Origin of the sequence: Desulfovibrio desulfuricans (assembly GCF_024460775.1) — a bacterium.
Classification (GTDB): domain Bacteria; phylum Desulfobacterota; class Desulfovibrionia; order Desulfovibrionales; family Desulfovibrionaceae; genus Desulfovibrio; species Desulfovibrio desulfuricans_E.
The window spans coordinates 1-22156 of record NZ_JANFYZ010000015.1; the positions used below are offsets into that span (position 1 = coordinate 1).

Sequence of the window (22156 nt, forward strand, 5' to 3'; positions counted from 1 at the left end):
CACCTTGCCTTTTCATTCAACTTTGAGGGTGTTGCACTTGCAAGTTGAATCCGCCTGTATCAAAAAAATCAGATGTGCCAGATAATTTGGGGTTCCGCCGCTATGAAGTTGTCCATAATTATCCCTGCCTATAATGCAGAAAAATATTTGTCTGAGGCCTGCACCTCTCTTGTCGGGCAAACTCTGCAAGATTGGGAGTGTCTCATAGTTGATGATGGCTCATCTGATGGAACTGCCACAATAGCACAGGGGTTTTGCTCTGTAGATCCCCGTTTTCATCTTTTGCAACAGAAAAACTCAGGGGTTTCGGCAGCGCGCAACAAGGGGATTGAAGTAGCAAGAGGGGCATACTTGGCATTTCTTGATGCGGACGATATTTGGGAACCCAATACCGCTGCGCTCTTTTGCTCCTTGCTGGATGAAAACCCCGACTGTCGCGTCACATGGGGAGAAGCCATCCGCTTTGATACGGAGACAGGGGAGATCAAGCCAATCGTTTGGAAGAATTATTTCCCCATGGGAAACCCTTGGTATGATATGCTCATATATCATTACATCCCCATAAGCGCTGTGTGTATACGAAAGCAGGATTTGCCGGATACAATGCGTTTTCGGACTGATTTGACACATGCAGAAGACCGGGATTTTTTGCTGCGATTGCTAAAAAATGCAGTTGCAATTCCGCTGAATAAAGTAGTGCTGCGCAGTCGGCAGCACGAAGCCTCCGTCAGTAAAAATGCTGATGCAGCGCTTGCTGGTGAGATACGGGTAATGCGAGAGCATTTGGCTGACGCCGCATTGCCACGGCATGTCCGGCGCAGGGCGGAGTCTGCTTTGGCCTTTCGTTGTGCCGTCATTATGGCGTTTACTGGGGGGCAGTATGGGCGTGCACTCTTGTGGTATCTTAAGGCTGTTGTGTGCGATCCACTGAATATTAATAATTATCTCTTGCCGATACGTAAAATTTCAATGACCCTGCGCCATGCGTTGCGGCGGATTTTTTGAACCTGCTCGCAGAATATACGACTGCCGAACAGGATTTAGACAGGAGAGTTTTTATGCCCGCTGCACAACAGCCAAGTTGCGCTTTTTATACGATGCACGCCCACTGGCCTTGGATGCGGCAGACCGAAGATGGCCGGGGGGGAATGCCCGGCTGTCGCTTTTTGCTAAACAGGGAGGCTGCAGACACTCAGTGGCTTGCTGTCTTTGATGAACCCCCAGCACAATCCACAACACAGGTTCCCAAGGAACGCAGGGTGCTTTTTATTACAGAGCCGCCAGAGGTAAAGCCTTACCCTGCATCCTATTTGCGACAATTTGGCACGGTTATTTCTCCCTTTTTCATTAGAAATGCTCCTCGGGGAACTGTTTTTCTGGAAAACCCCTGCCTCAACTGGCATTATGGCGTTGATGTCGATTCTTGTTCCAGTGATCTGTCAAATCTTGATGCTTTTCGCTCCATGCCGATTCCCGCGAAGGACAAAATGCTCTCTGTTATCTGTTCTACAAAGACATTCACTGCGGCGCAGCATAAACGCATTGCCTTTGTGGAAAAACTGCAGAAACGCTTTGGGAATCGTGTGGATCTGTATGGGCGTGGCAGAAACCCCATATCTGATAAAAGAACTGCTATTGCATCTTACAAGTATCACCTTGTTCTTGAGAATAATTACATCGACAACTTCTGGACGGAAAAGTTTTCAGACACGTTGCTGGGTTACACATATCCAATTTATCTCGGTGCACCCAATATTGCGGCAAAGTGCCCGTCTGGCGCAATGCTAATTCTGCGCCCGGACAATGATGAAGCCAACCTGGACGCCATAGAGCGGTTATTGCAAGAAGATCCTTGGGAGCAGAGTCTTCCAGCTTTAAGGATGAGCCGTCAGTGGGTGCTGGATACGACCAATGTTTTTTCTCGCATGCAGCGGCTGATTGGCGAGTCTGGTTCGCACATGTTCGCTGCGCCATCTTTGAATAGTCCTGTTGCCCTGAAACAATCCAGCCGCTGGCAGCGGGCCCTGCTAAAGCGGCTGAGACGCTGGGGATTGTATGACCCTTATTGCTGCTGACTTGCTAAACCATTAGCTCCCTCAGGAAAGTATTTTTTCTGGAAAAGCGCCTACAGCCTGCGAGCAAATTGGACAACTCTCTTGTCTACTAGTAAAAGGCTTGGATTAGCTGTGCGCGCATCGTTAAATTGATTTTTCAGGCGGGACAGAAATGCCGTTACCTTTGCCTTGTCTTGCACATAATCCTCTCTTTGATCTACTTATCGCCACTATTGGCCGTAATGAGGAGCTTGACCGCCTGTTTACATCACTTGAGGGACAGTCGTACAAAAACTTCCGGATACTTCTGGCAGATCAGAATCCTGCGGGGTATCTGGATGATATGCTTGCCCGCCATTCCGGCTTGCCCATTACTCGCATCATGCTGCCCCCGCAGGGAGTTTCAGTTGCCCGCAATGTCTTGCTGGAACAAGCCAAGGCAGACATCATCGTTTTTCCTGATGATGATTGCTGGTATGCGCCGGACACCCTTGAGCGCGTGTGCGAAATGTTTGCCGCCTATCCTTCTTGCGGAGCTTTGCTGGGAGTGTGGACGTCATCGCCCAATGTTTATGCCTCAGGAGTGGCCGAAGGGATCGTCAGCCGGGCGGGCTTGTTCCAACTTGCGGGAACATGCGTACAGTTCTACCGCAGAGAAGCAGTGACTGGCATCCGCTTTGATCCCCTGCTTGGGCCCGGGACCGGCTTGCCCTACGGTTGTGGCGAAGACACCGACTACCTTTTGTATGCGCATGCCCGCACAGAGGTGCGCCGGTATGCGAAGATTCGGGTGTTTCATCCTTCGCCGAAAGAACATCAGCCCTCGCCGCAAAAAGTGGCAAGCTATGCAGCCGGACGCATGTATTTGCTGAAAAAGCACGGTTTTTCATGGCTGTTTATGCTGTTCAATGTGCTGTACCCTCTCTGCCTGGCCCCCTTGGACGCCCTGCGGCACGGAAGGGCGCAGGGCGGCTATCGATTGCGCATGTTCGTTGAGCGTCTGCGCAACTGGCATTAGCCAGTGGGGGAATAGCGGCAGCGTTTAAGGCGCAAGGGGAATGCCTCCATAGCCCGCCTGTGAGGCGTTTGCTCGTGGAGCGGGAGGTTGCTCATTTCTCTCTTTTCAATGCGCTGCCATTAGTGTAATTTTTCTTGTTGTATTGCCTTGGCGCGGCTGCACAATGCAGAGCCGTTGGATGTATGCAGGCTGCCATTCAGTGGAAAGCCCGGATACTGCTCGCTGCCGCCGAGGCCCACATGCCCAGGCCGTCTGAAAAAATGGTATGGGCCTGAAAGGAAAGCATGCTGATTTTTGTGTGATTATTGTTTTTTGTGAAAATCAGGTGCTCACAGAGTGTTCAAAGGTGTTGCAGCGTTACTGTTCATGCGGCATGTTGGCCCACGCTGCGATGCGGACTTTTTTATTTCACACAAGATTGCGTCTGTGGTTCCGCATAGAAGGAATCCAGTAGTATTGAGGACAATCAGATGGTTTCATTTGAAGACCTGTTGGCAAAGAAATCTTCCGTGGCTGTGGTTGGTCTGGGTTATGTGGGCTTGCCCCTGGCTGTTGCCCTTTCCCATCACTTTGATGTCATTGGCTTTGACATCAACGTGGCGCGGGTAGATGCACTTAACAAGGGACACGATGCCACCAATGAGGTTGATGATGCTTCCCTTGCCGCCAGCACGGCCCGTTTTACCAGCGATGCGGCCGAGCTTGCCAAGGCGGGCGTGATTATCGTAGCTGTGCCTACCCCGGTAGACAGTCACCGACAGCCCGATCTTACGCCTGTTGTGGGCGCTAGTCGCACGGTTGGACGCCATATGCCCAAGGGCTGCGTGGTGTGCTATGAGTCTACGGTATACCCCGGCGTTACCGAGGACGAATGCATCCCCCTGCTGGAAAAAGAATCCGGCATGCGCTTTCCTGCGGATTTTACCGTGGGGTATTCACCCGAGCGCATCAATCCTGGTGACAAGGTTCACCGGCTTGAAACCATCCGTAAGGTTGTTTCCGGCTCTGACGCCCCCACCGCAGACCTGCTGGTTAAGGTCTATGGCGCGGTGGTGACGGCGGGCATCCACAGGGCCTCGTGCATCAAGGTGGCCGAGGCCGCCAAGGTTATTGAAAACACGCAGCGCGATATCAACATCGCTCTGATGAACGAACTGGCCCTTATTTTTAACCGCATGGGCATTGATACGCTGGAAGTGCTTGAAGCCGCAGGCAGCAAGTGGAACTTCCTGCCGTTCCGTCCGGGTCTTGTGGGCGGGCACTGCATTGGCGTGGATCCCTATTACCTGACCTACAAGGCCGAAGAAATCGGCTGCCACCCTGAGGTGATCCTTGCGGGCCGCCGCATCAACGACGGCATGGGCAAGTATGTGGCAGAAATCTGCGTCAAACGCCTCATCAATGCGGACAAACACGTCAAGGGCGCGCGCGTGGGCCTGCTGGGCTTTACGTTCAAGGAAAATGTGCCTGACATCCGCAATACCCGCGTGGTGGACATCATAGCGGAACTGAAGGAATACGGCATCACGGCTCTGGTGCATGATCCCGAGGCCGATGCTGCGGAAGCTCAGCACGAATACGGGCAGACGCTGCTGCCCCTGAGTGACCTCAAAAATCTGGATGTTCTTATCCTGGCTGTATCGCACGAGAGTTTCCGCCAGCTTGATCATGCGGCCATACGCGCCATGTTTGCTGGCGATGCGGTTACGCTTATGGATATCAAGGGTTTCTGGGACAAACAGGAAATGCTTGATGCCGGGTTTGATCTCTGGAGGTTGTAATTTGAACGCGCGCATGCCCTGTCAGCTGGTTACCGGCGGTTCGGGTTTTATCGGGTCCTGTTACGTCCTTCAGGCCCGGCGGCAGGGTGTGCGTGTGATTAACCTCGACAAGCTGACCTACGCTGGCAATCCTGCCAATCTGGCAACGCTGGATGACGATCCGGATTACGTCTTTGTACGCGGCGACATCGGCAATGCCGAGCTGGTTGCCTGGCTGCTGAAAACCTTCCAGCCCGATGCCATCGTGAATTTTGCTGCGGAAAGCCACGTTGACCGTTCCATTGTTGACCCCGATGCTTTTGTGCGCACCAATGTGCTGGGTACGGCCACACTGTTGCGAGTGGCTGCCCAGTGGTGGCGCACTCTGCCTGCGGAGTGCGCATCAGCCTTTCGTTTCCTGCACGTGTCTACCGATGAGGTCTATGGCGCGTTGCAGCCGGGCGATCCGGCTTTTACAGAAGCGACCCCTTACAGCCCCAACAGCCCATATTCTGCGTCCAAGGCCGCCAGCGATCATATGGCGCGCGCTTTTCACGAAACCTACGCCCTCCCGGTGCTGCTTACCAATTGTTCCAACAATTACGGGCCGCGCCAGTTCCCTGAAAAACTCATTCCCCTGATGATCTGCAATGCCCTTGACGGCAAGCCTTTGCCTGTCTACGGCAAGGGGGCCAATATTCGCGACTGGCTGCATGTAGAAGACCATTGCGCTGCCATAGCCCGGGTGCTTGAGGCGGGCAGGGTAGGGCGGTGTTACAACATCGGCGGGCATGCGGAAAAGACCAATCTTGAGGTTGTGCTGGCCGTGTGCGCCATCCTTGACCAGTTGGTACCCTCGGCTCGTGGCCCTTATGCCGATCAAATTGCATATGTGGCCGACAGGCCAGGGCATGATTTCCGGTACGCCATAGACTGTAGCCGAATAGAAGCTGAGCTTGGCTGGAAGCCGAGCCTCAAGTTTGATTCCGGCCTGCGTGAAACCGTTCGCTGGTATCTTGAAAATTCCGAGTGGGTTGAAGATGTCCGCAGCGGCGCTTACAGGGAATGGATTGCGGCCAACTACGCCCATCGCGCTTGCGGTGAGGCCAACTGAAAGAAGGGGGCGGCATGAGTGGCTGGAAAGGCATTGTTCTGGCAGGGGGATCTGGTTCGCGTCTGCACCCATTGACTCTGAGCGTGAGCAAACAGCTCATGCCCATCTATGACAAACCCATGATTTACTACCCGCTGTCTATTCTGATGATGGCGGGCATTCGGGATATCTGCCTTATTTCCACCCCAGAGCACCTGCCCCTCTATAAGGCTTTGCTGCATGACGGCTCGCAACTGGGCTGCAATTTCAGCTACATAGTGCAACCCCGTCCTGAAGGGTTGGCCCAGGCTTTCTTATTGGCGGAAGACCACATTGCGGGGCACAATACCTGCCTGATTCTGGGCGATAATGTTTTCTTCGGCCACGGTTTGCCGGCACTTACACACGCTGCCATGGCCCGCGAATGCGGAGCGACCATTTTTGGCTACCATGTGCGTGACCCCGAGCGTTACGGCGTGGTGGAATTTGACGATCAGCGGCATGTGGTCAGCATTGAAGAAAAACCCGCCCTCCCCAAATCCAACTTTGCTGTGACAGGCCTGTATTTTTATGACCAAAAGGTACTGGATATCGCCCGTGCCGTGCGCCCCTCTGCCCGGGGAGAACTGGAAATCACGGACGTGAACAACGCCTACCTGCAACAGGGCGATCTGCATGTGGAGCTTATGGGGCGGGGCATTGCCTGGCTTGATACCGGCACGCATGATTCCCTCATGGATGCAGGGGCCTTTGTGCAGGCTGTGGAAAAACGCCAGGGGCTCAAGGTGGCCTGTCTGGAGGAAATAGCCTGGCGCAACGGCTATATTGATGCGGACGCCGTGCGCGCACTGGCAAAGCCCATGGCCAAGACAGGTTACGGGAAATATCTTCTTGAACTTGTGGATGCGGGGATTGGGCTGTGGAAGTAGTTCAGACGCCGATTGCCGGGGTGCTCTTGATCAAACCCAAGGTATGGGGTGATCAACGCGGCTATTTTGTGGAAACCTGGCAGCAGCAGCGCTACGAGGCGGCAGGCATTGATATGCCCTTTGTGCAGGATAACCATTCCATGTCCGCTCGTGGCACTCTGCGCGGCCTGCATTATCAGAAAACCCGCCCTCAGGGCAAACTGGTTTATGTTTCGCTGGGCAGTGTATTTGATGTGGCTGTGGATATTCGGCGAGATTCGCCCACCTTCGGCAAGTGGTTCGGCGTAGAGCTTTCGCAGCAGAACCAGTGGCAGATGTGGGTACAGCCCGGCCTTGCGCACGGCTTTGTGGTAACGAGCGAAATCGCCCACTTCCACTACAAGTGCACAGATTACTACTGTCCAGAGGACGAAGCGGCTATCCGCTGGAACGACCCGACCTTGGGCGTTGTCTGGCCCGTGGACGAACCTCTGCTTTCCGCCAAGGATCAAACAGCTCCGTTGTGGGCTGAGGCCATGCAGGCCGCAGGCCGTTGAGCCTCTAAAGGCTGGCAGCGGCATACCCCCCATCAGGCTTTTACCCGCTTGAGCGTGCGGCCGCTGCATTTAATCACGCGGGCATTTCAAGATAGGGGTCGCTCTGGGCCAGATAGTTGCCCACATAATCCGCAATGCCCTGTTCCAGCGATGCAAAGCGCACGGGGCAGTTTGTTTCCTGCATCCAGCTCATATCCGCCTGGGTGAAGTTCTGGTATTTTCCGCGTAAGGCTTCGGGCATGTCCATATATTCAATTCGAGGCGCTTTGCCCAATGCGGCAAATATGGCACAGGCCAGGTCGTTCCAGCTCCGCGCCTTGCCCGTGCCCACATTGAGAATGCCATTGGTTGCCGGGTTTTCAAGCAGCCAGAACATTAACTCCACGCAATCCTTCACGTAGACAAAATCGCGCATCTGGCCGCCGTCGGCAAAATCCGGCGTATTTGATCTGAAAAGCCGCAAACGCCCCGTAGCGCTGATTTCATGAAAGGCCTTGCAGGCCACGCTGCGCATGTCGCCCTTGTGGTATTCATTGGGGCCGTAGACGTTGAAAAACTTGAGGCTGGCCACGCTCTCTGTAAGTTTGTTATCCAGCAGCCACAAATCGAAAAGGTGTTTGGAGTAGCCATACATATTCAGGGGCTTGAGGCGGCGGGTCGTTTCAGCCCTGTCAGAGAAGCCCAGTGAGCCATCCCCGTAAGTGGCGGCTGACCCGGCATTGATAAAACGTGCTCCATGTTCCAGGGCAAATCTGCACAGCTCCACAGTATAGGCCGTGTTGTTGGCCATCAGAAAGTCTGCGTCTTTTTCTGTGGTGGAAGAACAGGCTCCCATGTGCACGATTGCCTCTACCTTGCCGCCCAGCGCGTTGCCGCGCAGCATTTCCAGAAATTCAGACCTGTGCGCATAGCGGGCGTACCGCCGGTTAACGAGATTCTTCCACTTTTCCGTTGAACCGAGGTTATCCACCACCAGTATGTCGGTTATGCCTGCCTGGTTCAGCCGCCAGAGCATGGCGCTGCCGATAAAACCTGCGCCACCAGTGATAATATACATACAAACCTCATTAATTCAGCATGTGGGCTCCTTGCGGAGCAAGGCGGAGAGCCAGCGTTGCGCAATCTCGCACTCCAAACATATCCCTGCCGGGCCAGACGCGTCAAAGCTCGCTCCGAGCCTGATCCGGGCAGGGCATTATGCGGTTGCGCGTATCTTTGCCCCTGCCACATACCTTTTCGCAAGAAATTTTTTGGCGAAGGGCAATGGCAAGGGGAGAATATTGCAATGCGGCTGTTACTGCTATAAGAAATTAAGTATAATTCCTGCAAGAGAACCAGCGAGGTAGCCATGGTCAAATATTTCCACACCGCTTTCTGCTGCCTGCTTTTGCTGGCTCTTGCTCCTGCGAATCTGGCACTGTGCGCTACAGATTCTTCCACGGCAGCCAGCGCCGACCCCATTACCATTGTCTGCATGAAGGACAACGAGCCGCTGTCTTTTGTTTCAAAAACAGGAGAACCTGTCGGCCTGATGATTGACCTGTGGCGACTGTGGGGCGAAAAAGTTGGCAGACCTGTGAGATTTATCATGGGCGACTGGCAGGATTCTCTTGATGCTCTCCATTCGGGGCGGGCCGACATCCACTTCAGCATGTATATCACTCCCGACAGAGCCCGCTGGGCAAAGTTTGGCCCGGCCATTTCTCCCGGTATGGGAGGGCTTTTGCTTTCAACCTCTGCCGGGCAAAGGATTACTGACCCAAGCCAGTTGGGGGATGCGACAATTGTCGTGCTTGAAGGCTCGTTGCAGGAAGATTACATGCGGGAGCATTTCCCCAGGGTTCAATTGATGGTGGTGCGCAACGGGGCAGAAATGTTCATGTCGGTGGCCAACGGGCTGGCTGACGGCATTTCGAGCAACTTTCCTTCGGCTTATGGCACCATTGACCGGTTGGGCCTCAACAGCTTTTTTATGCCTCAGGCATTCCCCCTTTTTTCGCGCAACCTTCATCCGGCTGTGCTGCGTAACAGGGATGACCTTGCCCGGTTGATGGATGAAGGGCTTTCGCGCATATCCCGCGCTGAAATGGTGGCGCTTGAAGAAAGGTGGGTCCGTAATCCGGCGCACCGCGTTTGGGGCGACATGCCTCGCTCCCTGCTGCTCACCCCAGCGGAGAGGGAATGGCTGGCAAGCCATCAGACCCTGCGTGTTGCCCTGGAGGATGATTGGCATCCCATTGAATTTATGGATAGCGAGGGCACATACAACGGCATTGGTATGAACCTCATGCAGGTTGTGGGGCGATACCTTAATGTTGCCATACAGCCTGTTTCTTCCAATGTGCTGAAAGAAACCACAGGCCCCCGCCGGGCGGACGTGGAGCCTTTTCTGGAAGGGACGCCGCCAGAGGGCGGCCCCTGGCTGTTTACCAATCCTTTTTTGCAGCTGCCGTTAGCCGTTGCAACGCTTGACTCCGAGCGTTTGGTCACAAGCCCTGGCGATCTGGCCGGCAAAAGTGTGGCGGTGCATGATCATGCAGGCCTTGCAGGGTATTTGCGCGCCCAGTTGCCGCGATCAAAAATCGTGGAGGTCTCCAGCTTGATAGAGGGCCTTTCTGCGGTGCAGGGCGGGCAGATCGATGCTATGGTGGGCATTGCACTTTCTGTGGAATATGCGGTGGTGAACAAAAACCTGCGCGATCTGCGCGTGGGCCTGCTGCCGCAGTTGCAGTATTCCGCCCGGGTGGCCGTGCGCTCAGACTGGCCGCAGCTTGTCGAAATCATGAATAAAACACTGGACAATATCCCCCATGAGCAGATGGCCGCGATCATGAAGCGCTGGGCCAATCTGCGGATTGAGCGCGCCATGAACTGGATGCTCGTTTTGCAGATCGGCGGGGTGGCGGCAGTGTTTTTGGGCAGCCTGCTTGCGGTTATTTTGATCTGGAACCGCAAGCTCGCACAGGAATCGGGAGAGCGGCAAAAAGCTCTGGAAGCGGCCAGAGCCAGCGCTTCAGCCCTATGGCAGCGCAAACAGCAATTGCGCAGCATTGTGGATAACCTGCCAAGCCTCATGATGCTTAAGGATTCGCAAGCCCGCTACATCATGGCGAACAAGTTTTTTGAAACATTCACGGGCTATGCCGAATCCTACGTTGTGGGAAAAAACATAGCCGATCTGCTTTCCCCTGAACTTGCAGAACAGGGAATGCGCTTGGACAAACTGGTTATAGAAACCGGTAAGGTGCATAAAACTGAAGAAGTCCGGTACGATGCCGTTGGCGAACAACATATTCTGGATGTTGTGCGCGTTCCGCTGTTTGAGCCAGACGGTACAGTTTACGGCATGGTCTACATGGGGACAGACGTGACGGAACGCCGGGCCGCAGAACAGGCCCTGCGCCGCGCCCAAATGGAAATGTCACAGATATTCAATGCTGCGGGCAGCGCCATGCGGGTTATTGACCGCAACTATATAGTCAAGGAAGTCAACGATACCTACGTAAACTGCTTTGGTTACTCGCGTGAAGAAATGGTGGGGCACTGGTGCGGCGAATACCCCAGTGGAACTGATTGCGGCTCTGATTGCGTGGGCAAGCGCATTCTTAACGGCGAGCCGCGGGCTGCCATCCGCCAGCAGAGGCGAAAAAAAGACGGTACATGGGTATTTTGCGATCTGGTTGCCACGCCATTTCTTTCGCCGGATGGCGAGCTTCTTGGCATTATTGAAGATTGCCGGGATATTACCGACCTTGTGGAAAGCCAGCAGGCGGCAGAACAGGCCAGCAAGGCCAAGAGCGAATTTCTCGCCAATATGAGCCATGAAATCCGCACCCCCATGAATGCCGTTGTGGGGCTTACCCATTTGACCCTGCGCACGCCTCTTAATGCAACACAACGTAACTATTTGAAAAATATTGATAGTTCCGCAAAATCCCTTTTGCGGATCATTGACGACATTCTGGATTTTTCAAAGATTGAAGCTGGCCGCATGGACATGGAGTATTTGGATTTTAACCTGGAAGAAGTCCTTCTGGGACTATCGAGTCTGGATACAACCAAGTCTGGCGGTAAAAATATTGAGCTTTTATTGCGTATCGACCGGGAGGTTCCCCTGTTTTTCAAGGGCGATCCTCTGCGGCTGGGGCAGGTACTGGTCAATCTTGTGGGCAATGCCATCAAGTTCACGCCTGCTGGCGAGGTTGTGGTGCGCGTTGCGCTTGAGGAGCAAAAAGACCAGAAGGCGCAACTGCGTTTTACCGTGGCAGACACGGGCATTGGCATGGGGCAAGAGCAGCTGGACAAGCTGTTTCAGGAATTTACCCAAGGGGATTCATCCACAACACGGCGTTTTGGCGGCACCGGCCTTGGCCTTTCCATCAGCAAGCGGATTGTGGAGATGATGGGGGGCGAAATAGGCGCAGAAAGCGAACTTGGCAAGGGCAGCACGTTTTACTTTACCGTCAATCTGGACTTGCAGGAAAATCCCCAGCGAAAGCCTGTCCCGGCCATGAAAAACCTTTCCGAGCGCAGGGTGCTTGTGGTGGACGATTCCTTCTCAAGCCGCGAAATACTCCGGCAAGAGCTGGAAGATATGGGTTTGCGGTCCGGCACGGCTGACTGCGGCGATGCCGCGCTGGAAGAACTGGTGCGCGCCGCCGAAAGCGGCGACCCCTATGATCTGGTGTTGATGGACTGGAAGATGCCCGGCAATAACGGCATTCAGGTGGTGCGGCTGCTGCGCGGATGCCGTGAACTGTCCTATATCCCTACCGTCATCATGGTCACGGCCTATGGGCGGGAAGAAATTATGGAAGAGGCGCAGGCCGAAGGCATCAGCCATTTTCTTATCAAGCCTGTCAGCCCTTCTTTGTTGCAACACGCCATCCTGGATGTTTTTGGGCAGCGGGTAGTTGATGAAGATTCATCCGGTCTGCCCCAGGAGTTGCGCATTCCGGCAAAATACAGAGGCCGCAGGGTGCTGCTTGCCGAAGATAACGAGGTTAATCAGCTGGTGGCCAAAGAATTGCTGGAATCAGCTGGTTTTGTTGTGGATATTGCCAGTTCCGGTCTTGAAGCGCTGCAAAAGGCGGAAGGAACAGATTACACCATGGTGTTTATGGATATCCATATGCCTCAGATGGACGGCATCGAAGCTGCAAAATTGCTTCGCGCCCAGGCGCGTTATGCCCACACGCCGATCATTGCTCTCACTGCCGACAGCATGGTGGGCGACAGGGAAAAAAGCCTTGCAGCGGGTATGAACGACCATCTTGCAAAACCCATTGATCCCTACCGCCTGATTGAAGTGGCCGTGCAGTGGCTGGAATGGCGGGCAGATCAGATTGGCCAGGCTGGTGATCCAGGCCAATCCACTCAACCTGAATAAGCCAGAAGAACTGGAAATAATCTGTAAAAAGCGATGCGGTCGGCAAGCCGACCGCATCGCAAAAAAGTTCGCCCTCGCAAGAGCAGCAGATACAGTTACAGCAGCGGCAGCCGCTGCACTATCCAGACTGCCACAGGAGCCAGAGCGGCAGTAAAAATGCCTGCCAGAATCATGGCCAGGCCGCCCATAGCCCCCTGTTCCTGCCCTTCCTGCAAGGCAACGGCTGTCCCCTGAGCATGCGAAATTGTGCCCATGGTCAGGCCGCGCGCAAAGGGATCCCTGATGCGTATGACGTTCAGGCCCCACAAACCCAAAAGGGAGCCGAGCGTACCGGTAGCCACTACAAAGGCCGCAGTCAGGGACGGGATGCCGCCATACATTGATGCCACCTCCACGGCAAAGGGGATGGAAACCCCCTTGGGAAGAATGGAAATTACCACGTCTTCGGGCAGGCCGCCCAGTCTGGCAATAACCCCGGCAGAGAGCATGGCTGCAAAGGCCCCCGCGCACACGCTTGCAAGAATGGGCAAGGCATTGCGCAGCAGCAGGTGTCGATAGCGGTACAAGGGCAGCGCAAGGCTGACGGTTGCCGGGCCAATGAGCAAAGTCATGACCTGCCGGGCTGGCTCATAGGTTTCATAGGGAACATCGCACAGTACCAGCACGGCAATGACTATGGCGGCGCTGCCAGCCACGATATTGATGAGCGGATGTTTGTAACGCATGTACAGGCTGCGCACCAGCACATATGCCAGCACGGTGCCCGTCACGCACAAAAAAGTGTTTATGATCTGCATGGTGCTTCTTCCTCTTTCTTTTCAGGCGCAGCGCGGCGCAGGGCTCTGGCCATAAAACCCACAATCACCAGCGGCAGGGCGGTGCTGCCCACTATGGCAGCCGCAAGCACCCATCCGTAATCATAAAAAACGCTCCCCCATTGCATCAGCCCTACCGCAATGGGCACAAAAAAGAAGACCAGATGCTTCAGTAGAAATTCTGCCGCCATGCTGATGTGGCTTTCTTTTACAATGCCGGTAAGAAGCAGAAAAAACAGTACGATTATGCCCAGCACATTGCCGGGGATGGGAATGCCTGTCAGCCTTGTGAGATGATCGCATCCCCAGAATATGGCTGTCAGAATTGCGGTCTGCCAAAGCAGTTTCCATGTTGCGCGCATACGGTATTCCTGATGTTCGAGGTTACTGCCGCCTCCCGTTGCCGTTGGCAGAAATTTGGCAAGTGAGGGTTTTCCTGCCAACGACAACGGGCGGCTTGCGGCATACGTTATGAGATGGTAGTCATCATAGCAAATGAATAAAAATGAAAGAAACAGTCATAAATGGTGAATAAATGGAAGTCTCAGACCTGCGCACATTCATGGCCGTCATGGAAACCGGCAGTATAAGCCATGCCGCAAAGGCTTTGCACCGGGTGCCCTCGGGCGTTACCGCCCGCATCATGCTGATGGAAGAAGAGCTGGGCATCCAACTGTTTTTGCGGGAAAAAAAGCGCTTGCTGCCCACAGCAAGGGGACAGACGCTTTACACCTATGCCCGCCGGATAACCGCGTTGGTGGATGAAGCCGAGCTGTGCGTAAGGGGGATGGAGCCGGGCGGCAGGCTACGCATTGGCGCACTGGAAAGTGCGGCGGCGGCGCGTTTGCCCGAAGTTCTGGCCCGTTTGCATGCGGAATATCCCGGCATCGAGCTTGAGCTTGTGATAGGTACCAGCAGTTCCCTGTACGGGGATATTCTGGAAAACAGGCTGGATGCGGTATTTGTGGTTGATGCGCCCACAGATGAACGGCTGGAGAGAATGGAGGCATTTACTGAGCGGTTGGTGCTGATTGCCACCAGGGAGCATCCGCCCATCCATACGCCGGACGACATAGGGCGCAAGGCCGTGCTGGCTTTTCAGGGGGGGTGCGCCTACCGGAACCGGCTGGTGAACTGGTTTCGGGCCTACGGGTGGGAGCCGCAGCATATTGTTGAGCTGGCTTCGTACCACGCCATTGTGGGAGGCGTTATTGCGGGCATGGGGGTTGGGGTGGTTCCGGCATCGGTTCTTGAGCTGTGCCGCACCAACGGCATGCTTTCCGTGCATGCCCTTGAACACCCCCTGTGCAATGCCGTAACCGAGCTTGTGTGGCGCAAGGGCATGGCCTCGGCCAACGTGGCGGCTATCTGTCGCTGCCTCACAAGCTGTGAGAAAAAAACATCTGCCATTCCCGCAGGATAGCTGAGGCGGGCACCCCTCATTTGCCGCCGTGGCTGCGGGACCAGCGGCAAGCCAGAGTCACTCCTTTGGCATTGCCTCAAGACAGCCTGTGGAACGGCCAGTGCTTGCTGTCCACCTGTCCAGCTAAACTGGGCCCGAACCTGTTGCCGTATCTGTTGGGGCAGTCTTGGCCTATACCAAGGGCGCGGTTTCAAAAAAGGTATACGTGTCCTTGCCCTTCTGCTTGGCGCGGTACAGGGCTGTATCTGCACTTGCATACAGTTCGCTGAAGTTTTTGCCATGCAGGGGAAAGAGCGCCACGCCCATGCTTGCGGCAATGTGGTGCTGCCCCTCGCCTCCATACGTGGTGTGGCGGATGCACTTGCAGAGTTCTTCAAGCTTTGTGGTCAAGGCAGCACTGCTTTGCTGGCATGTAAGAACAATAAATTCATCGCCGCCGATGCGGCCTACCAGATCTCCGGGTGCAAAGGCCGCCCGCAGACTCTGGGCAAACTCCTGAATGATCCTGTCGCCCGCAACATGGCCCAATGAGTCGTTGAGTTCCTTGAAGTTATCTATATCAAGCATGATCATGGCCAGGGCGCCAGCGTCGCACTGATGTTCCGCCAGGCGTCTGTCAATTAGCGCTTCTGTGGTCATCTTGTTGTAAAGACCAGTTAAGCCGTCTTTTTGGGCCATATCCTGGAGGCTGAGTTCCTGTCTTTTGTCGTGGTCAATGTTCTGGCGGCAAATGACAATGTGGATGGAATCATTCTCTGCCCAGCGCAAAATATAGCCGGTTTCTCTGAACCAGATGTACTGGCCGTTGCCCTGCATGCACTGGAAATCGCAACTTAGCTTGTTACGCTGCTCCTGAAGGGCTGTGCGTATGGATTCCGGGCTGAAAGTTTGCAGGTACAGGTTTACATGTTCGGGCAGGATATGCTTTGCCACAATGGTTTGCAGCATGGTGCTGTATGATGTGTTTGGCTTGAGGCCCAACTGCTGCATAAACTTTTTTGTGCCTTCACCGCAGGCAACATCATTGGTTATGTCAAATTCAACAATGCTTTCGTAAATATGCGATGTGGCGTTTTGAAGTATGGCATGATACTTTAATTCTTCAGCAATAGTGAGAGAAATTATCTTATTTTTGTATCTACGTATTATTGCTGTTACAATAAAAATGACAATTATCATTGTAAAGCCAACAACAATAGCGCCAGTGTAGTATTTTGTTCTGATCTGTCTGATTATTTCAGAGGTGTTTTTGTCTGTAATGAGGAAAAGATCAGGAGCAGGAAGGTAGCGCGTGACGGCATAGCCATCGGTGCCATGACCAGAATACCATGTGTCTGAAATTTCTGTGCTGTTCTTTTTCAGGGTATTTTTGACTGCGGCAAAGGTTTGCGCGGTATAAATATCCGCGGCAGGCCTGCCCTGAGCGGATGAAGATATCTGGATGGCCCCATCGGCGTTCACAAGATAGGATTTAACCGCAAATTGTTGCTCATACTTGATAAGCATGGCCTGTATGGTGTTTACAGTAAAACCAACGCCCACAATGCCCACGGTTTCGTTATTCTTGTTTTTAACAGCACAGTTTACAAATACTGTAATGGTGTCGTGCGCAGCTTTGTCGTTATCAATATTGAGTGAAAATTCCTGATTGCTTGCAATAAATTCCCGTACCCATTTGTTTTCAGGATTAGAATGGTCAACAATGCGGTCAACACCAGAAAAGTTGTAGTAACGGTCTGTCTGCATGGAGACAAGAAAAACAGAATCATAATTGTATTTTTTTCTGTAAGCGGCGAGGTATTCCCTGATATTCAGCGTGTACGCCGGGTTTTTCAGGTTTTCCCTTTCCTGCGAGAGAAAATTGATCAAAAAACTGTCGTGCGCCATTGTCAGCGAAATATGTATGGATTGGGCAAAAATGGCGTCAATCTGATACATCATGCCTTCTGAGGCCAGGCGTGTCACGCTTTCCGCTTCTTTTTTCAGGGTGTCCACATTGGAACGGTAGCCTATTACAGAAGTGACGGAAAAGCCGATAACAATAATCAGGCAGATTATGAAATTGGTTCGGAAGGCATAGTTCTTGTGCATGGAGCGTCCTGAAGCGTGAAGGCAGACATGTCTGCAAGGAGTGATAAGACAGTATCCGGATGTGTTGAAAGTGAATGCGCCGATGCTGGACGGGCAAGGCCTCTGCCCTGGGCGTGGCATGTCCCCCTCCCTGCAACACGGAATGCCGTTTTGTATACCGTATTGCAGAAAGGAAGCCAAGGCATCTACTCGGAAATATGCCGATGGGCATAAGAAAAAACCGCCACGGCACAGCAGCCGTGGCGGCACTTTTACCGCTGTTCATGGGGCCTGCCCCGCAGCCAGCTCTCCGTGAGCCGGGCAGGGGGATGCTTAGCCCAGATCCACGTTTGACTTAAGGTAGAATTCGTCCTCGCGCGCCCAGTAACGCAGGCCGGGATGGTCGCGGAACTGCTCAAGCGCAACATTTTGCGACATGGCATCGGGACCTTTGAAACGTATCTTGACCTGACGCATGCCATCGGTTGAAGCCGACGACAATACAGAAATAATGCTCATGCCATGCGCCTTGAGCCTGTCGAGCAGTTCGCGCAGGGTGCCGGGCTGATAGGGAACTACAAAGCCCACCTCAACGCCGGGTTGTTCTGCGCCGCTCATGTCGAGCAGGGCCTTGAATACATCCCAGCCCGTGATGATGCCCACCAGTTTTTCCTCATCGTTCACCACGGGCAGGCAGGCAACGTGCCTGTCGATCATCCTTTTGGCCGCCTGCTCAATCGTGCTTTTATACGTGATGGTCACCGGATCGACCACCATGACATCTCTGGCCTTGGTTTCGCTCATGATTTCCAGAAGCTCAATGATTTCGAGCCCCGTGGACTTGCTGGGAGCAAAACTGCGGACATCGGAAGACGAGATGAGCCCAACCACAACATTGTTGGCGTCAACCACAGGGAGTCGGTTTATTTTGTGTTCCTTGAACAGCTTCCGGCACTGGAGCAGGGTTGCGGTCGGCGGAATGGAAATTACCTTGGATTGCATCCAGTCGAGTATCAGCATGGCATCCTCCCTGGGGGTAGTGCGAGGGTTGCCCCTCCCGTCTGGTGGGAATGGAATGGGCGGACTATGCCAGCCCATTCCATGAGGCAAGCGTTGTTATTTGGAACAGCCGCATCCACAGCCCTGCAATTTGTTGCGTATAAATTCAGGCAAAATACCGCGCACAGATTCCATTGTCACCATGCGGCGCATGATGCCCAGTTGATCCTGAAGCGGCAGTTGCTTGGGGCAGACGTTGTCGCAGGCCAGTAGCCCCATGCAGCCGAATACGCCGCTATCATCGCCGATCAGTTCATAATAGTCCGCAGGTGTGCGGTTGTCGCGCGGGTCAATGTAGAAGCGCGCCATGCGGTTGATTGCCGTTGCGCCGATAAAGTCTTCGCGCATGCGGGCCGTGCCGCAGGCCGCCACGCAGCAGCCGCATTCAATGCAGCGGTCAAGCTCGAATATCTGGGTAGCCAGTTCGTTGTCCATGCGCTCTTCCTGCGCCTTGGGGTCAAACTCCTTGGTGGTGTGTATCCACGATTCGATCTTGGCTCCCACATTGCGAAACCATGTGCCCGTATCCACCGAGAGGTCGCCCAAAAGCTTGAACACCGGCAGGGGATGCAGGGTGATGTGGCTTGGCAGGTCGCTTGTCTGCGTGTGGCAGGCCAGACCGGGCCGCCCGTTGATGACCATGCCGCACGAACCGCAGATGCCAGCGCGGCAGCAAAAGTCAAACTGCAAGGAGGCGTCCTGCGTTTCGCGGATCATGTTCAGCGCGATAAACAGCGTCATGCTGTTATGTTCTTCAAGCTGGAATGTCTGCATATGGGGATGCGAGAGCGGATCCAGCGGATTGTAACGGAATATTTCAAACGTCAGATTGCGTCCCATATGGCTCTCCTTACCCCTGTTGTGCGTACGGTACAATTTTTTCCGGGCTGATGTCGGCGGTTATGATCTTGCCGCCGCCGTATCCACGGTCGCCGGGGGGCAGAATATAGAACGGCGTTGCCGGTTCGTACTTGAGGGTGGGCAGGGTGTCGCCTTCCTTCCAGTAGGCCAGGGTACGGTTGAGCCATTCCTTGTCGTTGCGCTCGGGGTAATCCTCGCGGGCGTGCGCGCCACGGCTTTCTGTGCGCATCAGCGCGCCGTAGGCCGTGCACAGGGCCAGCTTGAGCATGCCCGGTACGCGCAGGGCCATGGAAAGCTCGGCATTGGGGCCGGGGATGTTGCCGCTGGCAAGCCGCATGTTCTTGGTGCGCTCCAGCAGTTCCTGCAACTTGGCAACGCCTGCTTCCAGATCCTTGCCGTTACGGAAAATACCCACATGTTCCATCATGATGTCCTGCATGGCGTTGCGCAGGGTGTAGCAGTCGTCGCCGGTACCGCGCAGCAGGGCAGCGATGCGCCCCTTGACCTTGGTGGCGGCGTCCGTCATGGCCTGGGTTGAGAACACTGTTTCGTAACCTTTGAGGAATTCCACCAGTTTTGCGCCAACAATGCGGCCAGAAACAATGGTCTCGGCCAGCGAGTTGCCGCCAAGGCGGTTGAAGCCGTGCATATCCCAGCAGGCTGCTTCGCCAGCGGAGAAAAGCCCTTCAAGGCCGTAGGCGTGGCCGTCCTTGTTGATGCGTACGCCGCCCATGCTGTAGTGGTGGGTGGGCCGCACAGGTATAAGCTGGTGGATGGGGTTTACGCCCAGGAAGTGCGTTGAGATGTCGTACACTTCGCGCAGGTTTGTGGTGATATGTTTTTCGCCCAGATGGCGAATATCCAGCCACAAGTGCTCGCCATAGGGGCTTTGTACGCCAAGGCCCTTGCGCATGTGCTCGGTCATGCGGCGCGACACGACGTCGCGCGAGGCAAGCTCCGCCTTTTCCGGCTCGTAATCGGGCATAAAGCGGTATTCGTTCACGTCCAGCAGGGTGCCGCCGTCGCCGCGGCAGCCTTCTGTGACCAGAATGTCCGTGGGCACGGTGCCTGTGGGGTGAAACTGCACGGCTTCCATATTGCCCAGAGGCACAACGCCCGTTTCAAGGGCCGTGATCTGGCCGCCGCCGTCGCAGATGATGGCATTGGTGGTGGCCCGGTAAATACGGCCATAACCGCCCGTGGCGATAAGGGTTGCCTTGGCGAAATAGCCCACCAGTTCGCCGGTGCGCAGATCTCGGGCAACGCAGCCCATGCAGCGCTGTCCATCGTGAATCAGGGCCTCGGCCTGCATGCGGTCATGTACGTCAACGCCCAGTTGCAGCAGGCGGTTATCAAGGGTGAACAGCACGGCGTGGCCTGTGCCGTCAGATGTATAACAGGTGCGCCATTTGGCAGTGCCGCCAAAGGCGCGGGAGTGGATCAGCCCCTCGTTTTCCTTTTTTTCCGTTGCCTGAAAGGGCTTGCCGCCCTTGTAGTAGGTGTGTTCACCGGGCACAACGCGGCTCCAGGGAACGCCCATCCAGGCCATTTCGCGCATGGCGATGGGGCCTGTCTCGGCAAACAGGCGGGCCACTTCCTGGTCGCAGCCCCAGTCGGAGCCTTTGACTGTATCGTTGAAGTGCACCTCGGGGCAGTCGCCCTCGCCCATGATGGAGTTGCCCAGCGCCGCCTGCATGCCGCCCATGGCGGCTGATGAGTGCGACCGCTTGGGCGGCACCAGTGAAAGACAGATAACGCTGAAACCCGCCTGCGCCGCTTCCACGGCAACGCGTTCCCCGGCCAGGCCGGCGCCTATGCAAAGAACATCGCTTTCAAAAACTCGCATACGCACCCCCTATCCCAAGAACCACACGCGGGTCAGAGCCGCCGCGCCGAGCAGAAGATAACAGCCCATGACAATCCAGGTCCACTTGCGCCACGCCGGGCGCGTGGCCTTGACGCACACGCCGAACTTGACGGCCAGGCGGTACACGCCAATGCCCGTATGCAGAATGACGCAAGGCAGAAAGAACACGTAGAAGGCCAGCCAGCCCGAGTGCAGGCGCTTGGCGCTGCCCGCCACATTGATGGGCAGGTCTGTCATGACGCTGTAAATGTGGTAGAAAGCGCCAGCCAGAATAACGATGGCCGTAAAAACCTGCACCAGCCACAGCCACGTATCCACTTCCTTGAGGCCCTTGCTGTGTTGCACAAACACGCCAAGTTCATTGGCGCGGAAGGGCATTTTGCGGGCCGCAATGTAAAAGTGGAACAGGATCAGCAGCATGATAACGGGGGCCGCCACCTGCGCGAGCATGGTGACTTCAAGCAACCATGCAATGCCGTTGGTCAGTGCGGGGCTGAGGACGACTGTTCCTTCCAGCACAAGATGCACACATACAAACAGCGCCAGTACAGCGCCAGAAGCCGCTTGCCAGAAATCAAGGCGGGTTCGGTCATCGACAGGGGATCTGCTCAAGGCCATACCTACTCCTTCATAAAGATATCAGGCATTACAATACGGCGCGACAAACTGCGCCAATTCTAAGCATTCAGCATTTGGCATGCACAGGGGCGGCCGCAAGTCAGGATCGTCTGTACGGGGCCTGCCCTGTTTCGTAGTAGTTGTCGCCCGTGCTGTCGATGACCACAATGGCGGGAAAATCCTCCACTTCCATGGCGGCCACTGCTTCGGGCCCAAGGTCTTCGTAGGCCAGCACCGTATATTTTTTAATGCTGCGGGCGATCAGGGCGCCTGCCCCGCCCACGGCGGCAAGATACGGCACTCCATGCTTTTTCATGGCTTCCACCACTTCAGGCTTGCGGTAGCCCTTGCCGATCATGCCTTTGAGGCCCTGATCAAGCAGCCGTGGGGTATAGGCATCCATGCGCCCCGAGGTGGTTGGCCCGGCAGCGCCGATCACTTCGCCGGGTTTGGCCGGGCTTGGCCCCACGTAATAGACCACCGCGCCCTTCAGATCCACGGGCAGGGGTTCGCCCTTGTCCAGTGTTTCCACCAGGCGTTTGTGGGCCGCATCCCGCGCGGCAAGAATGGTGCCCGAAATCAGCACCCGGTCGCCAGCGCGCAGTGAACGCGCAGTGGCTTCGTCAAAAGGAGCGCGTATTCTTTTCATCTGGTTTTCCGACAT

The 22156-nt window shown here is 55.0% G+C and carries 18 protein-coding genes; 9 read left to right on the forward strand and 9 right to left on the reverse strand.

All coding sequences use genetic code 11. From position 1 onward, the window contains the following. Positions 1–102: 102 nt before the first annotated feature. From NE637_RS13295 to rfbC, 7 genes are all read left to right on the forward strand, one after another. Positions 103–1005, forward strand: a complete 903-nt coding sequence (locus NE637_RS13295) for a glycosyltransferase family 2 protein (protein ID WP_227118897.1) — start codon at positions 103–105, stop codon at positions 1003–1005. A gap of 53 nt (positions 1006–1058) precedes the next feature. Continuing rightward, on the forward strand, positions 1059–2075 hold the full coding sequence (locus NE637_RS13300) for a glycosyltransferase family 10 domain-containing protein (RefSeq protein WP_227118895.1): 1017 nt from the start codon (positions 1059–1061) through the stop codon (positions 2073–2075). A gap of 151 nt (positions 2076–2226) precedes the next feature. Then, positions 2227–3072 carry a glycosyltransferase family 2 protein gene (locus NE637_RS13305; RefSeq protein WP_227118893.1) on the forward strand — a complete coding sequence of 282 codons (846 nt, stop codon included), beginning with the start codon at positions 2227–2229 and terminating at the stop codon, positions 3070–3072. A 470-nt stretch (positions 3073–3542) separates the two neighbouring features. Next, on the forward strand, positions 3543–4853 hold the full coding sequence (locus NE637_RS13310) for a nucleotide sugar dehydrogenase (protein ID WP_192113709.1): 1311 nt from the start codon (positions 3543–3545) through the stop codon (positions 4851–4853). Positions 4854–4866: 13 nt separating this feature from the next. After that, positions 4867–5946, forward strand: coding sequence for a dTDP-glucose 4,6-dehydratase (rfbB, locus tag NE637_RS13315; protein ID WP_227118921.1), 1080 nt, complete (start codon positions 4867–4869; stop codon positions 5944–5946). Between the two features lie 14 nt (positions 5947–5960). Further along, on the forward strand, positions 5961–6854 hold the full coding sequence (gene rfbA, locus NE637_RS13320) for a glucose-1-phosphate thymidylyltransferase RfbA (RefSeq protein WP_227118891.1): 894 nt from the start codon (positions 5961–5963) through the stop codon (positions 6852–6854). Beyond that, positions 6845–7390, forward strand: a complete 546-nt coding sequence (gene rfbC, locus NE637_RS13325; RefSeq protein WP_192113711.1) for a dTDP-4-dehydrorhamnose 3,5-epimerase — start codon at positions 6845–6847, stop codon at positions 7388–7390. Before rfbA ends, rfbC begins: the two co-directional genes overlap by 10 nt. Before the next feature lie 73 nt (positions 7391–7463). Here rfbC and rfaD read toward each other — a convergent pair whose 3' ends face one another. Continuing rightward, positions 7464–8447: an ADP-glyceromanno-heptose 6-epimerase gene (rfaD, locus tag NE637_RS13330; RefSeq protein WP_227118889.1), complete on the reverse strand. Its 984-nt coding sequence runs from the start codon at positions 8445–8447 to the stop codon at positions 7464–7466. Positions 8448–8738: 291 nt separating this feature from the next. Here rfaD and NE637_RS13335 point away from each other — a divergent pair, with 291 nt between their 5' ends. Continuing rightward, positions 8739–12779, forward strand: coding sequence for a response regulator (locus NE637_RS13335; RefSeq protein WP_227118887.1), 4041 nt, complete (start codon positions 8739–8741; stop codon positions 12777–12779). 95 nt (positions 12780–12874) lie between these two features. Here NE637_RS13335 and NE637_RS13340 read toward each other — a convergent pair whose 3' ends face one another. After that, positions 12875–13576: an LrgB family protein gene (locus NE637_RS13340; RefSeq protein WP_227118885.1), complete on the reverse strand. Its 702-nt coding sequence runs from the start codon at positions 13574–13576 to the stop codon at positions 12875–12877. Further along, entirely contained in the window at positions 13564–13956 is a 393-nt protein-coding gene (locus tag NE637_RS13345) for a CidA/LrgA family protein (RefSeq protein WP_192113715.1), read from the reverse strand. Before NE637_RS13345 ends, NE637_RS13340 begins: the two co-directional genes overlap by 13 nt. 173 nt (positions 13957–14129) lie before the next feature. Here NE637_RS13345 and NE637_RS13350 point away from each other — a divergent pair, with 173 nt between their 5' ends. After that, positions 14130–15017 (forward strand): LysR family transcriptional regulator, encoded by an 888-nt coding sequence (locus NE637_RS13350; RefSeq protein WP_227118883.1) that lies wholly within the window; start codon positions 14130–14132, stop codon positions 15015–15017. A 171-nt stretch (positions 15018–15188) separates the two neighbouring features. Here NE637_RS13350 and NE637_RS13355 read toward each other — a convergent pair whose 3' ends face one another. From NE637_RS13355 to NE637_RS13380, 6 genes are all read right to left on the reverse strand, one after another. Further along, positions 15189–17108 carry a sensor domain-containing diguanylate cyclase gene (locus NE637_RS13355; RefSeq protein ID WP_192113717.1) on the reverse strand — a complete coding sequence of 640 codons (1920 nt, stop codon included), beginning with the start codon at positions 17106–17108 and terminating at the stop codon, positions 15189–15191. Between the two features lie 312 nt (positions 17109–17420). Further along, entirely contained in the window at positions 17421–18107 is a 687-nt protein-coding gene (locus NE637_RS13360; protein ID WP_192113718.1) for a CBS and ACT domain-containing protein, read from the reverse strand. 96 nt (positions 18108–18203) lie between these two features. Continuing rightward, entirely contained in the window at positions 18204–18986 is a 783-nt protein-coding gene (locus NE637_RS13365; protein WP_192113719.1) for a fumarate reductase iron-sulfur subunit, read from the reverse strand. Between the two features lie 10 nt (positions 18987–18996). Continuing rightward, positions 18997–20853 carry a fumarate reductase flavoprotein subunit gene (locus tag NE637_RS13370; RefSeq protein ID WP_215648006.1) on the reverse strand — a complete coding sequence of 619 codons (1857 nt, stop codon included), beginning with the start codon at positions 20851–20853 and terminating at the stop codon, positions 18997–18999. Between the two features lie 9 nt (positions 20854–20862). Continuing rightward, the gene (locus tag NE637_RS13375) at positions 20863–21492 is read right to left on the reverse strand and encodes a succinate dehydrogenase/fumarate reductase transmembrane subunit (RefSeq protein ID WP_022657294.1); all 630 of its coding nucleotides are present in this window, start codon (positions 21490–21492) and stop codon (positions 20863–20865) included. 100 nt (positions 21493–21592) lie between these two features. Then, a complete protein-coding gene (locus NE637_RS13380) occupies positions 21593–22156 on the reverse strand; it encodes a Fe-S-containing hydro-lyase (RefSeq protein ID WP_192113721.1) in 564 nt (187 codons plus the stop codon).

What these genes read in the sequence shown, in the direction of transcription:
- NE637_RS13295 (WP_227118897.1), top strand. Translation starts at nt 103, where the DNA reads ATGAAGTTGTCCATAATTATCCCTGCCTATAATGCAGAAAAATATTTG.
- NE637_RS13300 (WP_227118895.1), top strand. Translation starts at nt 1,059, where the DNA reads ATGCCCGCTGCACAACAGCCAAGTTGCGCTTTTTATACGATGCACGCC.
- NE637_RS13305 (WP_227118893.1), top strand. Translation starts at nt 2,227, where the DNA reads ATGCCGTTACCTTTGCCTTGTCTTGCACATAATCCTCTCTTTGATCTA.
- NE637_RS13310 (WP_192113709.1), top strand. Translation starts at nt 3,543, where the DNA reads ATGGTTTCATTTGAAGACCTGTTGGCAAAGAAATCTTCCGTGGCTGTG.
- rfbB (WP_227118921.1), top strand. Translation starts at nt 4,867, where the DNA reads ATGCCCTGTCAGCTGGTTACCGGCGGTTCGGGTTTTATCGGGTCCTGT.
- rfbA (WP_227118891.1), top strand. Translation starts at nt 5,961, where the DNA reads ATGAGTGGCTGGAAAGGCATTGTTCTGGCAGGGGGATCTGGTTCGCGT.
- rfaD (WP_227118889.1), bottom strand. Translation starts at nt 8,447, where the DNA reads ATGTATATTATCACTGGTGGCGCAGGTTTTATCGGCAGCGCCATGCTC.
- NE637_RS13335 (WP_227118887.1), top strand. Translation starts at nt 8,739, where the DNA reads ATGGTCAAATATTTCCACACCGCTTTCTGCTGCCTGCTTTTGCTGGCT.
- NE637_RS13340 (WP_227118885.1), bottom strand. Translation starts at nt 13,576, where the DNA reads ATGCAGATCATAAACACTTTTTTGTGCGTGACGGGCACCGTGCTGGCA.
- NE637_RS13345 (WP_192113715.1), bottom strand. Translation starts at nt 13,956, where the DNA reads ATGCGCGCAACATGGAAACTGCTTTGGCAGACCGCAATTCTGACAGCC.
- NE637_RS13350 (WP_227118883.1), top strand. Translation starts at nt 14,130, where the DNA reads ATGGAAGTCTCAGACCTGCGCACATTCATGGCCGTCATGGAAACCGGC.
- NE637_RS13355 (WP_192113717.1), bottom strand. Translation starts at nt 17,108, where the DNA reads ATGCACAAGAACTATGCCTTCCGAACCAATTTCATAATCTGCCTGATT.
- NE637_RS13360 (WP_192113718.1), bottom strand. Translation starts at nt 18,107, where the DNA reads ATGCTGATACTCGACTGGATGCAATCCAAGGTAATTTCCATTCCGCCG.
- NE637_RS13365 (WP_192113719.1), bottom strand. Translation starts at nt 18,986, where the DNA reads ATGGGACGCAATCTGACGTTTGAAATATTCCGTTACAATCCGCTGGAT.
- NE637_RS13370 (WP_215648006.1), bottom strand. Translation starts at nt 20,853, where the DNA reads ATGCGAGTTTTTGAAAGCGATGTTCTTTGCATAGGCGCCGGCCTGGCC.
- NE637_RS13375 (WP_022657294.1), bottom strand. Translation starts at nt 21,492, where the DNA reads ATGGCCTTGAGCAGATCCCCTGTCGATGACCGAACCCGCCTTGATTTC.
- NE637_RS13380 (WP_192113721.1), bottom strand. Translation starts at nt 22,156, where the DNA reads ATGTCGGAAAACCAGATGAAAAGAATACGCGCTCCTTTTGACGAAGCC.